The following is a 14,164-nucleotide window of genomic DNA, read 5'->3' on the forward strand; positions in this document are numbered from 1 at the left end:
TCAGAAGGCACCGCCCAACCTCTCTCATATCGACGCGTGAATGGAGGCTGCCCCGAAGAAGGAAACCGAATTCACCGAGGACGCGCGCGAATTCGAACTCTATTCATGTGGGGAACAATTGGACCTGTGACATCTTCAAACGTCCGACTACGTGTTAGTCGCAATAGACGTTTTGGCCAAGGGGAAGCAACAATGGAAGAGGCCATCGAAAGAGCCGTCGGACGAGTTATTCAGACCATGCATGAGAATCTCAGCGAGCAGTTGACTGTCGATGACATGGCTCGCACCGCGATGTTCAGCAAGTTCCACTTCTCCCGCGTCTTCCGCCAGGCCACCGGGATCTCCCCCGGGCGGTTCCTGTCCGCCCTCCGCCTGCAGGAGGCCAAACGGCTCCTCATCTCCACCTCGCTGAGCGTGGCCGACATCAGCAACCGGGTCGGCTACACGAGCGTGGGAACCTTCAGCTCGCGCTTCAAGAGCAGCGTGGGCATCGCCCCCACCACCTACCGGCAGTACGGCGGCTTCGCCACCCGCATCGTGCCCGACAGCCGTTCGATCGGCACGGAGATCAGGTCGGCCACCGTCCAGGGCGAGGTCTGGGCGCCCTCGACGGCCAGGCTGGGGCTGATCTTCGTCGGGCTCTTCCCCACCTGCGTACCCCAGGGCAGGCCGGTGCGGTGCACGGTGTTGCACAACCCCGGCCCGTACCTGCTGGAGGACGTGCCTCAGGGTGCCTGGCATCTGCTCTCGCACGCGGTCTCCCCCGGGGAAGAGGAGATCATCGGTGACCCCTTCAGCCGAGAGCACGCGCCGTCGGTCGCCGGGGTCGGCCCGATCACCATCGGCCCCGACACCCGGATCACGACCGCCGACCTGCACCTCAGGCCGGCGCATCCCCTTGACCCACCCGTTCTGATGGCACTGCTCGACGTACGCAAGGTCGCGCTCAGATCGGCCGGTTGACAGCAGGGGACGCACGACGAGGCCACGGTCAAGGACGACCGTGGCCCCTCACATCTCCTAACGCGGCGAGACAGTCATAGGCAGCCCGTCCTTCATCCGGAGCGACAACATCGGCTCAGGGACGGCCTCGTAGCCGGGCACCCGGGTCAGCCGCAGATCCCTGGCCACCAGAGCGGTCACGAACGCGGCCTCCATCATCCCCAGGTTGTTGCCCACGCAGAACCGCGGCCCGGCCCCGAACGGGATGTAGGCGTAGCGCGGCCGGCCGGACTGCACGCCGGGATCGAACCGCTGCGGATCGAACTTCTCGGGCTCGTTCCAGAACTCGGGATGCCGGTGCATCGTGTACGGGCACACGAGCACGTCCGACCCCGCGGGAACGTGATAACCGCCCACCTCGTCGTCGGCGAGGGCCTGCCGGGTCAGGATCCACACCGGCGGGTAGAGGCGCATCGCCTCCTCGATCACCATGGACGTGTACCGCAGCCGGTGCAGGTCCTCGTAGACCGGCGGGCGGTCGCCGAGCACCTCCACCGCCTCCGCGTGCAGCCGCTCGGCCACCTCCGGATGGCGGTCCAGCAGGTAGAACGTCCAGCCGAGGGTGCTGGCCGTGGTCTCGTGCCCGGCCAGCAGGAGCGTGATCAGCTCGTCGGTCATGCGCTGCCGCCCGACCTTCGGGTCGGGCTCCTCGCCGGTGGACTGGATCAGCTTGGACAGCACGTCGTCGCCCCAGTCGCCGGTGCGCGTCCTGCGGTCCGCGACGAGGCGGTCCACGACGTGCTGGAGTTCCTTGCGGGCCTGCCGGAACCGCAGCTGCTTGGGCAGCGGCACCCACATCGGGACCGCGCCCAGCGACACCATCTCGAACATGGCCTGGTCCTGGACCGCTTCGAAGGCGTGCCCGACCCCGCTGAAGACGCCCAGGTCGGCGTCGAGCAGGGTCCGGCCGAGGACGCCCAGGGTGAGCGCGGTCAGCTCGTCCACCACGTTCACGGGACCGCTCCCGGCCGTGGCCCGCAGCCGTTCGACCAGCGCGAGCGCCTCCTCGGCGACCACGCCCGCCTGGGCGGCGATGCGCTTGGCCTGGAAGGCCGGCTGGATCAGCTTGCGCTGCTTGCGCCACAGGTCGCCCTCGCTGGTCAGCAGGCCGTCCCCGAGGGCGCGTTTGGCCTGCACCAGGCCGATGCCCTTGTGGTAGTTGCCGCTGTTGTCGGCGAGCACGTGTTTGGCGTGGTCGGGGTGGTTGAAGAAGTAGAGGGTCTTGGGGCCCATGGAGATCTTCACGGCGTCGCCGTACTGGTCGGCGGCGGCCCGCATCAGGGCGAGCCGGTCGGTGGCCAGTTTGACGAACAGGCCGGGGGCGGCCCGCCGGGGCGGCCCGGGCGGAACCGCCCGGGACCGGCCGGTTGTAGCGGTCATGTCTTCACCTCAATCATGTCGCTGCGCTCAATTCGATCTGCCGGAACCCGCCGTTGAAGAACAGCAGGGCTTCCTCGGCCTCCTCGTCGTGGGAGAGCACCTTGCCGATGAAGATGGAGTGGTCCCCGCCGTCGTAGGTCCGCCAGACTTCGCACTCGAACCTGGCGATGCTGGCGTTGAGCATGGGCGCGCCGGTGAGCGTGCCGGGGAACCAGTCCACGTCCTCGAACTGGGCCTGGCCCGGCACCCGCCAGCGGTCGGCGAAGTGCCTGGCCAGCGCCTCCTGGTCGGCCGCGAGCACGTTCACCCCGAAGGAGCCCGCGGCCGGCAGCATGCCGTGCATGATCGCGCCGCGGTCCACGCAGATCAGCACGAGCGGCGGGTCCAGCGAGACGGAGGTGAAGGAGTTGGCGGTCATGCCGTGCGGAGCGTTCCCGCCGACGGTCACCACGGTGACGCCGGTCGCGAACCTCCCGAAGGCGCGCCTGAGGATCTTCTGGTCTGCCATGTCAAATCTCCCCCGGGGGCTACGGCACGTAAGGTTGGAGCGCTCGAACCAGCGACTCGGGCACGCGGGCAGGCACGGTGCGGGTGTTGGGGCCCCGCATGCACGCCACCCGCTGCCGGCCGCGGGCGATCAGCGTCTCGCCGACGCCGAGATCGCGGGCGTCGAGCTTGACGTAGTCGAAGCTGAATTCGAGCTGGGTCTGGGCCAGGTCGACGAGGCGCATCCGGATGGACAGCTCGTCGAAGGCGGTGATCTCGGCGTAGAACTCGCAGTCGACCTTGAGCGTGAACAGCTTGAGGTCGTCCTGCAGCTCGCCGAGCACGTCCGGCGCGTGGGTCTTGAGGAACATCTCCCGGCAACGCCCCTGCCAGCGCAGGTAGTTGACGTAGTAGACGTTGCCGACGATGTTGGTCTCCTCGAAGCCGACCGTGTGCAGGTGTTCGAAGTAGTTGCCCACGGTCAGCGCCCCTCGGCCAGCACGGCCAAGACCACGGGCTCGTGATGGCCGCGCACGCTGGTGAGCAGGGTGGCGATCCTGAGCGATCCGGACGCGAACACGACCCACGGATCCCGGCCCGCGCGGGCCAGGGTGAGCGGCGCGGCCGCAGTGAGCCCGGCCTTCTGCAGGCATTCGAGGGCGGACCAGACCCGGGTTCCGGCCGCGTCCGCGCTGTCGCCGGTCTCGGCCGCGACCAGGCCGGCGAGCGGGGCGTGCCCGCCGAGCAGCCCGGCCCAGGTCTCAGGGGAACGTTCCGCCACCGGTTCCACGTCGCAGCCGAGCGGTCCTTCGGCGCGGACGGCGAGCGTGAGCCCGGCGCCGTGCGCGGCGGAGATCGTGCCGCCGTCGATCTCGGGCCGCCCGTCCGGGCGATACCTGATCTCGACGGGCCCGCCGGACGCGCGCCCGACGGCCACGGCCGTCGCCGCGCGGCGTTCACCGCCGGGTTCGACCGCCACCGCCACGTTCGCGCCGATCAGGTCGTCCAGCATCCTCTCGACGTACGGCCCGAGCAGCGCGGGCGCCCAGGGACCGCGGCCGTCGCCCTTGCGCACGGCCCGCAGCCGCAGCCCGTCCCAGCGTTCGACCGGCCGCCCGGAGGTGTCCCTGACGACGATGTCGTATATATACGTGTCGCCGTCACGTGCCCGCTCGACCGCGCTGTACCGCATCGGCCCGGAGGCCGGGGCGGCGTGCACGCGGTCGATGCCCTGCGGCAGCAAGGTGGCGTGCGGGACGCAGACCTGGTTGCCGTGCATCAGGGCGTCGCGCATGCCCGGGTCGCCGAGCAGCAGGTCGCCGGACAGGTAGGCGGCGAACCAGTCGGACGCGTCGATCGCGTCGACGTCCGCGTCCACGTGCCGGGCGGCCGCCCGGTGGTAGCCGGTCAGGCGCTGGAATCGTGCGCCCTGGAAGAGGATTCCGCCGTACAGGTCGGTGGCCGGGTCGAGCGGGACGGCGGGCAGGCCCGCGGCGACCTGCGCGGGCGGCCCGTCCTGGACGGCCGCGCCGGTGAAGCGCAGCCGGGCCCGGAAGTGGTCGGCCGCGAAGCCCGTCTCGGAGCTGCGGATGGCCACCTCCACCAGGTCGTCGCCGGTGACCGCGGCGGCCACCCGGATCGTCGTGGCGCCGTCGGGCGGGACCACGATCGGCCGCAGGAACTCGGCGTCCTCGATGACCGGGGTCGCCGTCCAGCCGGTGGCGGCGGTGGCCACCTGCGCCATCGCCTCCATCCCGAACACGGCGGGGAACAGCAGGTTGCCGTCGAGCAGGTGGTCGGCCAGGTAGAGGTCGCCGCCCGCGCTGAGCTCGGTCTCGGCGACCAGCTCGACGCCGTGGTAACGGATCAGCGGCCGGTCCACGAACCGCAGCAGCGGCAGCTCGGGCCGGTCGTAGCGGACGGTCTCGATGCCCTCGGTACGGCCGCTGATCACGGTGACCACCGGCGCGTCCGGATCGCACACCAGCCGCCGCATGATCTCGACGCCCTGGTCCGGGGTGACGGGGGTGATGCCGTCCCTGGTCAGCGACTCGACGACGGACAGCCGCTCGCCCATGCCGACGCCCGACCAGACCGACCACTCCATGCAGAGCGTGCGGCAGCCCGGATGCGCGGCGGCGAACTCCTCGGTCAGGACGCGGAGCCACTCGTTGGCGGTCGAGTAGTGCGCCTCGCCGCGCAGCCCGGCCCGGCCGATGATGCTGCCGAAGGTGATCAGCAGTTTCAGCCGGTCGGGGTCGACGGCGGCCAGCACGGAGTGCAGGCCGTCGATCTTCGGGGCGAAGGTGCGCCGGAACGCGCCGGCGTCCAGCGAGGTCAGCCCGGCCGGTTCGTTGCGGCCCGCGCCGTGCAGGATCGCGGTGATCGGGCCGATCTCGGCCAGGGCGACCGCGACCTGCCCGGCGTCGGTGACGTCCGCCCGGACGTAGCGCACCGAGAGTCCCAGATCCTTCATCCGGGTCAGGTTTCCGGCCAGCTCCGCGTCCCCCTCCGGCGCGGACCTGCCCATGATGACCAGCTTCGCGCCGCTGTCGGCGGCGACCGCGATCGCGCACTCGGCGGTGATGCCCTTGCCGCCGCCGGTGACCAGCAGCACGTCCTCGCCGGTCAGCGGGTGTCGCGATACCGCCGGGGTGACGGGCATCGCGCGCAGCGTGGGCACCCTGCGGACGCCGTCGAGGTGGACTTCGGCGTACCGGTCGGTGGCGGCCACCTCGGCGACCACCTGCTCCGTCACGTCCGGCCCGTACGGGATGTGGACGATCGTCACCCGCAGGTGCGGCGCCTCCAGGGAGAGGGTCTTGGCCAGCCCGGCGGCGCCGTACGGATCCGACTGGACCAGCACGAACCGCGTGCCGGGGGCCGAGACGGCGGCGGCCTTGGCGCCGGTCAGGGCCGCCGCCAGGTCGGACTCCCGGCACGATTGCGGCAGGCACACCAGGATGCCGCCGCCGACTCCGGCCTGTTCCAGCTGTTCGCGCAGGCGCTCCGCGAACGGGTGGCCCTGCGGCGCGAACGCACGCCAGGGCCCGTTGCCCCCGGGGACCCTGGGTGTAATCGGGGGCAACGGGGTCTCGTCGAGATCGAGGGCGAACGGCCGCGCCCAGGCGGCCGCGCCCGCGATCTCGCGTGGCGCCGCCGGGGCGCCGGTTTCCGCGAGGCTGCCGAGGGCTTCGGCGAGCTCGCTCACGGTCGAGGTGGCGAAGTTCATCGGCGCCGTGGCCGGGGGCACCCCGAGCGCCTGGGCGGCCTGGTTGACGATCTGGCCGACCGTGATGGAGCTGAGGTGCAGGTCGTCGAGGAGGTGGCTGCCGGGGGCGACCATCTCCACGGGCAGTTCGGCCCGTTCCGCAGCCAGCCTCCTGAGCAGGTCCACGACGGACTCGCCCGCCTCAGCCGCGACGGTCGCCGTGGCCACAGCGAGCACAGGGGCGGCGGCGATGTCCACCTCGGGGACCTGCTCGCACGGGCTGGCGAAAAACGAGAACTCCTGCCCGACCTCCAGCGGCCGGACCAGCCGCCCGTGGAACAGCGCCTCGGGCGTGACCGGAACCCCGGTCACGTAGGCGGCGGCCACCACCCGCAGCAGCCCGGCCAGCGACTCGTCGTCGGTGTCCATGGACACGGCGGGCACGCCGGTGACGGCGGTGGCCAGCCCGCTGAGCACCCGGCCTGGCCCGACCTCCACGAACAGGTCGATGTCCTTGGCCGCCAGCTCCACGGCCTGCGCGAACTGCACCGGCTCGGTGATCTGCAGCCGGAGCAGCGCGGGGACGTCCGTGTCGGCGGCCAGCGCGTCGCCGGTGACCGTGGACACGATCCTGGCGCCGATCTGGCCGAACGCGTCCCGGTCCAGCTTCGCCGCGAACGCGGCCGCGGCGGGCGCGACCAGCGGCGAGTGGAACGCGTGCGAGACCCGCAGCAGCGTGAAGGTCACCCCGGCCGCGGCGGCCCTGCGGCCGACCGCCTCGACCGCTTCCGCGGTTCCGGCGATGACCGTCTGCTCCGGGCCGTTGTATCCGGCGATCACCACCGGGTCGGTCCCGATCAGGTCGAGGGCGGCGTCGGGGGACGCGGCCAGGCCGGCCATGGTGCCGGACGAGCTGTGCTCGGTCATCGTCTGGCCGCGCACGGCGGCCACGCCGAGCAGCGTCTCCTCGTCCATCGCCCCGGCCCAGTGCAGGGCGGAGATCTCGCCCAGGCTGTGGCCGACGGCGACGGTGGCCTCCAGGCCGAGCGTGGTCAGCGCCCGCAGGCCCGCCATCGAACCGGTGACGATCCTGGGCTGGGCCAGCGCGGTGGCGACCACGTCTCCGCCGGTGGGCAGGGCCGCCTTGGCGTACACCTCGTCGACCTCGGCGAACCGGCGGCGCAGCGCGCCGCCGGACAGGCCCCGGCCGGAACCCTGGCCGGGGAAGAGATAGCCGACCCTGCCCGTGCCGGTCACGTGGCCGAGGAAGGCCCGCCCGTCGAGGAGGCTGGTCTCGCCCGCGTCCAGCGCCTCCAGGATCCGGCGCAGCCGCGCCTCGGCGTCCTCGGGCGAGGAGACGATCACGGCCGCCCGGTACGGCAGTTCGCGCAGGTCGCGCTGGAGGACCGCGGCCAGGTCGCCCAGCTGCGCGTACGACAGGGCGGGCACGAAGCCGACCAGCTTGGCCACGCGTTCCCGCAGCTCCGCCAGCGATCCGGCGTCTGCCAGCAGCAGCTCGGCGTCCTGCGCGGACGCGGCCAGCGCCTTGGTGCGCGGATCGAAGGGGGCCCGCTTGCGCGCCCCCGACCGCTCCAGCACCAGGTGGGTGTTGATCCCGCCGAACCCCATCGCGGTGACCCCGGCCCGGACCGGCTGGCCGCTCGGCCACGCCTCGGCCTTGCGCAGCACCCGCAGCGCGACCGGCTCCTCGGCCAGCACCGGGTGCGGGTCCACGCACCCGATGGTCGGCGGCAGCACCTGCTGGTGCACCGCCATCGCCGCCTTGATCAGCCCGGCCACCCCGGCCGCGCCCTTGGTGTGCCCGATCATGCCCTTGATGGAGCTGATCGCCGCGGGCGCGGCGTCCGGGTCGGCCGACCTGCGGGCCAGCGACAGCGCGGTGAGCTCGGTCCTGTCGCCGACCTGGGTGCCGGTGCCGTGCCCCTCGAACATGGGCACGGTCTCGATCCCGAACCCGGCCCGCTCGTACGCCCGGCGCAGCGCCAGCTGGTATCCGGCCACCTCGGGCCGGGTGATGCCGCCCTTGCCGTCGGACGACACCCCCCAGCCCGCGATCGTCGCGTAGACCCGGCGGCCCGCCTTCTCGGCGTCCTCCGCCCGCATCAGCACGATGATCCCGCAGCCCTCGCCGGGCCAGAAGCCGTTGGAGCCCTTGTCGTACAGCCGCATCTCACCCCTGGCCAGCGCCCCGGTCTTGGCGAAGCCGATCACCTCGAACGGGTCGATGGACAAGTCCACGCCGCCCGCGACGGCCACGTCCACGTCCTGGTCGACCAGCGACCTGCACGCCGTCGCCACCGAGAGCAGCGAGGAGGAGCAAGCGCCGTCGACGGTGTAGCCGCCGCCCTTCAGGTCGAAGTGGTTGCAGATCCGCCCGGCGATGGTGTTGGCCAGGCCGCCGGCCAGGGTGTCCTCGTCGATGCCGGGGAACGGCGCCTTGTAGACGGTCTCGTAGTCGCGCAGGAACGCGGCTGCCTTCTCGTCGTCCCAGCCGTGCTCCTTCAGCGTCGCCGCGGCGGTCCGCCGCACGTACGGCCAGCGCAGCCGCATCACGTTGGCCCGGGCGAACTCCCCGGTCAGCGTGTTGCCGACGATCACGCCGGTGCGCTCCCTGGGCAGGCCCTCGGCGCCGGGGAACCCCGCGTCGGCGAGGGCCCTGGCGGCGGTGTCGAGGGCCAGCCAGTGGGTGAGGTCGGTGGAGCGGTAGGTGCTTCCAGCGATCTTGTACGCCATCCGGTCGAATTCGTAGCCCTCGATGACCGCGGCGTTGCGGGCGTAGAACCGGTCCGGGGCGGCCGGGTCGGCGTCCCAGTAGTCGGCCTGCCGCATCCGCTGGTCGGGCAGCCGCCGGAAGGCCCGGCGCCCGGCGAGGGCGTTCTCCCACAGCTCACGCGGGGAGTCCGCGTCCGGGTAACGGCAGGCCATCCCGACGATGGCGATCCTGGTCATACTGGCGCGACCTCCCTGCCAGGCTGGGCCACGGCGGCCTGGGCGGCCGCCAGCGTGGCGGCCTCCCGGTCGGCCCTGGCCTTCTCGGTGAAGTGCAGCGACCACAGGAATCCGCCGCGGACCAGGCAGACGATCGCGGTCGCGAAGAAAATGCCGTAGGGGATGCTCATGCCGGTCAGCACGCCGTAGGTGAGCGCCACGCCGCCGCCGAACGCGACCTGCGCGCCCGGCTTGGACGGGCTGGTCCCCGGGTCGGTGATCATGTAGTTGGTGAACAGCACGAACGCCACCCCGGTCATGGTCGCCAGCCCGCCCAGGATGTTGGTGTCGAGGATGACCCCGCGCACCACGGCCTGCAGCGCGAACCCGCCGACCCAGGCCATGATCAGCCACATCCGCCCGGTCAGCTTGGCGTTGATCATCGTCCCGGCCATGATGATGCCCAGCGGGATCAGCCAGTCCAGCGGCCCGTCGATGTGCTCGGTGAAGTGGTACGGCGGCGCGATGCTGGCCCACGGGAACAGCAGCAGGATGACCGTGATGCCGAAGTTGGAGGGGTTCATGAAGTGGCGCAGCCGCCCGCGCACGGGCGCCCGCAGGATCCACTTCGCACCGACCGCGACCATCACGCCGAAGATCAGCACGAGCACCCGGTCGTTGACGTAGATGAGCATGTTCATCGCCAGGCTGGTGATGTGCGCCGGGAAGAGGAACTCCATCAGCCCCTTGAACCCGCCGCCCTTGTACCGCGGCGCCCGGTGCTCCACCCGCGCGCCGATCATCTCCAGCACGATCTCCACCGTGTAGCCGGTGGCCAGCGCGATGAACGGCCAGACGTAGGGCTGCTCGAAGCCCAGCACCGTGTAGCCGAGGATGTTGAAGATCGTGATGGACATGGCGAACCGGCGCAGGGCGGTGATCACCTTGGTGTCGTGCCGCGGCGGCTCGGCCACCGGATGTGCGCCGTTCGCGGATCCGTTCTGTGCAGCCATGGGAGTCACCTCTCCGTCGCCTGAGCGCCCAGCTGGATGTTGTGCCAGCCCGGGGTCAGCTGAAGGTTCTGTTCGTGGATTTCACCGGTGCGGTCGCGCCAGCAGAGGTTCACCTGGACCGGCCCGGTCACGTTCTCGCCGAGGCCGAAGTGCACCTCGCTGCTGCGCTTGCCGGAGTGGCCGCTGCCGCCGTCCACCCTGCCGATCTGCTTGCTGCCGTCGGGCATGGTCAGCGTGACCTGCGCGCCCACCACCGGCGAGCCGGGTCCCGCGGTGCCCTCGTGGGTGAGGCGCAGCCCGAGGAAGCCGCCCTTGGTCGTGCTGGCGTTGGCGTAGAAGACCGGCTCGTCCCACTGCCGGGCGATCGCCATGTCGAGGCGGCCGTCGCCGTCCGCGTCACCGGTGGCGACGCCGCGGGTGGGCACCGGGATGGCCAGGCCGAGCTCGCCGGAGATGTTGCTGTAGGTGCCGTCGGCGCGCTTGGCGTAGAAGGCGAAGGTCTGGCTGCCGCCCACGTCGTCGCCCGCCCGCACGTTCGGCCACCACATCGGGTACTGCAGCACCTGGTCGTTGGCGGTGGCCAGCTCCTGCAGCAGCGGCCAGCGGTTGACCTCGCCCTTGACGAAGCCGGTGGTCTGCGCGATGGCCAGGTTGCCGCTGTTGTCGAAGTCGGCGATCTTCAGGTCCCAGCCCCAGCCGGACCAGGCCAGGCCGAGCGGCGCGCTCAGGTCCTCCCAGGGGGCGTGGCCGGCGTTCAGGTCGGCGCGGAGCTGGCTCTTGTCCTTCGCGTCGCTCATGAAGGCGAAGTTGCTCTCCTGGATGCCGAACGTGGTGGTGATGTTGCTGACGAACAGGTCGTACAGGCCGTCGCCGTTGAGGTCGCCGAAGTCGACGCCCATGCCCTTGAACGAGTCCAGGCCGACCACCTTGGACTTGGGGATCAGCGGCGTCCTGGTGCCCTCGACCACGGTGAACTTGATGTGGCCCGGGCTGGAGGCGTTGCGCATCATCCGGTCGGGGCCGAAGTCGTGGCCGAGGTACATCTCGGGCAGCATGTCGCCGTCCAGGTCGGTGGCCCCGGCGGCCAGCACCCAGCCCTTGGAGACGTTGACCGGGAGCGCGTCGTCGACCTGCTGGAAGCTCACCGAGGCCGGCCCGGACGCGGTCCAGCGCAGGAAGTAGTCCTCGCCGCCGTTGATGCCGTGCGACATGGAGTGGTTCATGGCCACCCCGCCGCTCAGCTTGTCGTCCAGGACGGGACCGTGCGGGAAGTAGTTGCCCACGTAGACGTCGTCATGGCCGTCGCCGTCGAAGTCGTCGACGACCACGGCGTTGGTGTTCCACTGCGGCCCGGTGTAGCCCGGCGTGCTGCTCCGCGGCGGAACGGCCTCGATCGCCTGGTACGCCCCTGCGCTGAGGCCCTTCGCATCCGCCTCCTGGGCTTTCGCCAGGTAGATGATCGGCGTCCGCCCCCAGAGGTAGACCAGCAGGTCCATCCGGCCGTCCTCGTTCAGGTCGGCGGGCACGCAGCCCATCGGGGCCATCACGTCGTTCATCGGCAGCCCGGACGGCACCAGCGCGAACGGCGCGTACCGGTCGGCTTTGAGGCCCGGCGTCGGGGTGACCACGACCTGGTCGATGCGCGGGTCGGTGACGCACAGGTCGTTGGCCAGGCCGTCCCCGTCCAGGTCGTTCATGGCGATGCCGGAGCCGACCGAGGAGATCCACGCGTCGATGTGCGTGTAGTCCTGGTTGACCCGGCGGATGGTCTGGTTCTTGAAGCCTCCCGGCATCGCGATGTTCATGGGCTTGAACGCGTACGTGCTCGCGACCTCGGCCCGCTCGGCGGACGACGCCGCCGGCAGTTTGACGATCACGAAGGCCACCGCGAGCAGCACCAACGCCACGATGCCCGGCAGTTGCCTGCGGACCCAGCCAGCTGTGCGTGCCACTGACTAACACCTCCCAAGAGATACGAATTCATCGGCGATGCGCTGGCGCCACACCTCGTAGCCGGGTGGCGCTCCGTCCAGCGGCCCGTCGGGCAGGGCCTCCGCGCAGATCAGGGACGCCTTCTCCGGAGTCATCCCGCAGAAGACGCGGGTGGCCAGCTCGGTGTGCGGGCCGAGCAGCCCGGCCTGGACGCGGGCGGTCGCGCCGAACGCGCTGCCCTGCGCGACCTGCGGCCGGTACTGTCCCGCGCGTTCCCAGAGTTTGCGCAGTTCGGCTTCCGAGGCGCCGCCCGCGTAGGTGGCGGCCAGGCCGGTGCCGGCGTACAGGTCGGCGCGGCGGGCTTGCGGGAACTTCTCGATCATCGAGGCGACCAGGTCGGGGTCGGTGCCGCCGACGAACCACATGGCCCGGCCGATGCCCTGGTCGATGGCCCGGTTCTGGTAGCCGCCGTGGTCGCCGCGGGGCCACGGGAAGCGCGGCTCCTGGAACTGGCCGTGCACGTACTTGGCGGTCTTGAAGTAGGCCTGGTGGAAGCCGTAGCCGTCCAGGGCGAGCCAGCGCAGGAGCGGGTCGGGGGCCTGGACGCGCGACCACACCATCCGGGGCAGCCGGGCCATCGCCCAGCCGACCCCGACATAGACCATGTAGACGTGGTCTTTGCCGCGCCCTTCGAGGAATCCCTGGAGCCTTCCGCGCCCGCCGAATGGCAGCGCGTCGACGACGGTGAACGCCATCGCCGCGCCCTCGTAGGCGAATCCTCGGAATCGTCTGGTAATTCTCTCCAGCAATTCTTCCGCGTCGGCCGGTGTGCGTGCCTCGGCGGCGTGGGCGAATCCGGTGAGAAATGATCGCCCGACCGTTTCGAGTAATTCTTTGGCGGCTGGGCTCTTTTCGTGGAATCCCCTCACGTCGAGCCGTGTGGCGGACATGTCCGGGGTTAGTATTTTGCGCCTGAGCGCACGCACCATATTAGCCACATATCAAATATCCATTGACTGCGGAGGTGCGTCTACTTCAAACTTGCTCACGCGAATTAAGCCGGGTGCGGACGTTATTCCGCCACAACTCGTAGGCCGGGAGATCGGCCTTCTCGGCGGAATCCACGGCCGAGTCGTCGGCCACCGCGACCGCCGCGTCGACCGTCAGGTCGGCCAGGATGGACACTCCGGCCGCGCTGTGCTCGGGCACGTGCCCGGCGTAGTGGCGGGCCTTCGCGGCGAACACCGCGCCCTGCGCCAGCTGCGCCCAGTGCGCCCCCGACTCGCGCCGCAGCACCGCCAGCGCCGCCGGGTCCGAGCCGCCCGCGAACGTCGCCGCCAGCCCGACGCCGCTCCACAGGTCGGCCTGCCGGTCCCCCGCGAACCGCCGCACCGCGGCGGCCACGCCCGGCACCTGACCGGCGTGGATGAACCACAGCGCCCGGCCGATTCCCTGGTCGATCGCGCGCGGGAAGTAGTCCGCCCTGCCCTCCCACGGGTAGGCGGCCGGGACGCGCTGCTCGTCCACCCAGCGCTTGGTCTCGAAGTAGGCCCGGTCGAAGCCATACCCGTCGACGGCCAGCCAGGTCATCGCCGGGTAGTACGGCGATCCGCTCAGATCCGGCATGACCTTCTTCCACAGCACACGGGGCAGCCGCGCCATGGCGAACCCGATGCCGATGTAGGTCAGGAAGATATGCGGCCGCCCCGGCCCCATCAGCAGCTCCCTGGTCCGCTTCCCGCGCCCCCCGCCCATCGCGTCCACCACCGTGAACGCCATCGTGGCCCCCTCGTACGCGAACCCGCGCTGAACTGGCTCGACCAGCTCAAGCCGCCGCTCCACCTCCCACTGATCCCGCGCGTCGATCCCCCACTCGAACCCACAGATCACCGCCTGCGGAATCGCCTCCAGATGCCTGGTCGCCCCCACCGGCCCCTCCGGAAACCCCCTCACCGCAAACGTCACCTCCCGCAACGCCGGCGTCAACACCAGCCTCCGCAACGAACCAATCGTGGTAGGCATCGCCCCTCCTCGGATCACGTCCATCTCACAATCCCCGCCACCGCGCGACAACGCTTCTCCGGACGTGCGCCAGCCATCTCCGAATGTGCGCACATGACGACGCCGCCGCCCGGAATTCGAGCGGCGGCGCCGGATACGGTGAAGCGTGGTTCTCCCCACCCACCCACCC

9 protein-coding genes are annotated in these 14,164 nt (G+C 70.9%); 1 reads left to right on the plus strand and 8 read right to left on the minus strand.

Features of this window, described 5'->3' with window-relative positions:
- Nucleotides 1–237 precede the first annotated feature (237 nt).
- Entirely contained in the window at nt 238–963 is a 726-nt protein-coding gene (locus tag Aple_RS33080; RefSeq protein ID WP_281361632.1) for a helix-turn-helix domain-containing protein, read from the plus strand.
- 57 nt (nt 964–1,020) lie between these two features.
- Here Aple_RS33080 and Aple_RS33085 read toward each other — a convergent pair whose 3' ends face one another.
- From Aple_RS33085 to Aple_RS33120, 8 genes are read right to left on the minus strand one after another with little or no spacing between them, the layout of a single operon-like run.
- Nucleotides 1,021–2,382 carry a cytochrome P450 gene (locus tag Aple_RS33085; RefSeq protein ID WP_155348654.1) on the minus strand — a complete coding sequence of 454 codons (1,362 nt, stop codon included), beginning with the start codon at nt 2,380–2,382 and terminating at the stop codon, nt 1,021–1,023.
- A 13-nt stretch (nt 2,383–2,395) separates the two neighbouring features.
- A complete protein-coding gene (locus Aple_RS33090; protein ID WP_155348655.1) occupies nt 2,396–2,890 on the minus strand; it encodes a flavin reductase family protein in 495 nt (164 codons plus the stop codon).
- Between the two features lie 19 nt (nt 2,891–2,909).
- A complete protein-coding gene (locus Aple_RS33095; RefSeq protein WP_155348656.1) occupies nt 2,910–3,347 on the minus strand; it encodes an acyl-CoA thioesterase in 438 nt (145 codons plus the stop codon).
- 2 nt (nt 3,348–3,349) lie between these two features.
- Nucleotides 3,350–9,049, minus strand: coding sequence for a type I polyketide synthase (locus tag Aple_RS33100; RefSeq protein WP_155348657.1), 5,700 nt, complete (start codon nt 9,047–9,049; stop codon nt 3,350–3,352).
- Nucleotides 9,046–10,041, minus strand: coding sequence for an enediyne biosynthesis protein (locus Aple_RS33105; RefSeq protein WP_155348658.1), 996 nt, complete (start codon nt 10,039–10,041; stop codon nt 9,046–9,048). The genes Aple_RS33100 and Aple_RS33105 overlap by 4 nt, the downstream gene beginning before the upstream one ends.
- A 5-nt stretch (nt 10,042–10,046) precedes the next feature.
- Entirely contained in the window at nt 10,047–11,993 is a 1,947-nt protein-coding gene (locus Aple_RS33110; protein WP_155348659.1) for a CRTAC1 family protein, read from the minus strand.
- 3 nt (nt 11,994–11,996) lie between these two features.
- Nucleotides 11,997–12,962 (minus strand): DUF1702 family protein, encoded by a 966-nt coding sequence (locus tag Aple_RS33115; RefSeq protein ID WP_155348660.1) that lies wholly within the window; start codon nt 12,960–12,962, stop codon nt 11,997–11,999.
- A 46-nt stretch (nt 12,963–13,008) separates the two neighbouring features.
- Nucleotides 13,009–13,995 carry a DUF1702 family protein gene (locus Aple_RS33120; protein ID WP_155348661.1) on the minus strand — a complete coding sequence of 329 codons (987 nt, stop codon included), beginning with the start codon at nt 13,993–13,995 and terminating at the stop codon, nt 13,009–13,011.
- Nucleotides 13,996–14,164 lie beyond the last annotated feature (169 nt).

It is taken from the genome of Acrocarpospora pleiomorpha (genome assembly GCF_009687885.1).
GTDB lineage: Bacteria > Actinomycetota > Actinomycetes > Streptosporangiales > Streptosporangiaceae > Acrocarpospora > Acrocarpospora pleiomorpha.

Bases quoted from the DNA above. Each gene is read 5' to 3' on its own strand.
- Aple_RS33080 (WP_281361632.1), top strand. From the start codon at position 238: ATGCATGAGAATCTCAGCGAGCAGTTGACTGTCGATGACATGGCTCGC.
- Aple_RS33085 (WP_155348654.1), bottom strand. From the start codon at position 2,382: ATGACCGCTACAACCGGCCGGTCCCGGGCGGTTCCGCCCGGGCCGCCC.
- Aple_RS33090 (WP_155348655.1), bottom strand. From the start codon at position 2,890: ATGGCAGACCAGAAGATCCTCAGGCGCGCCTTCGGGAGGTTCGCGACC.
- Aple_RS33100 (WP_155348657.1), bottom strand. From the start codon at position 9,049: ATGACCAGGATCGCCATCGTCGGGATGGCCTGCCGTTACCCGGACGCG.
- Aple_RS33105 (WP_155348658.1), bottom strand. From the start codon at position 10,041: ATGGCTGCACAGAACGGATCCGCGAACGGCGCACATCCGGTGGCCGAG.
- Aple_RS33115 (WP_155348660.1), bottom strand. From the start codon at position 12,962: ATGGTGCGTGCGCTCAGGCGCAAAATACTAACCCCGGACATGTCCGCC.
- Aple_RS33120 (WP_155348661.1), bottom strand. From the start codon at position 13,995: ATGCCTACCACGATTGGTTCGTTGCGGAGGCTGGTGTTGACGCCGGCG.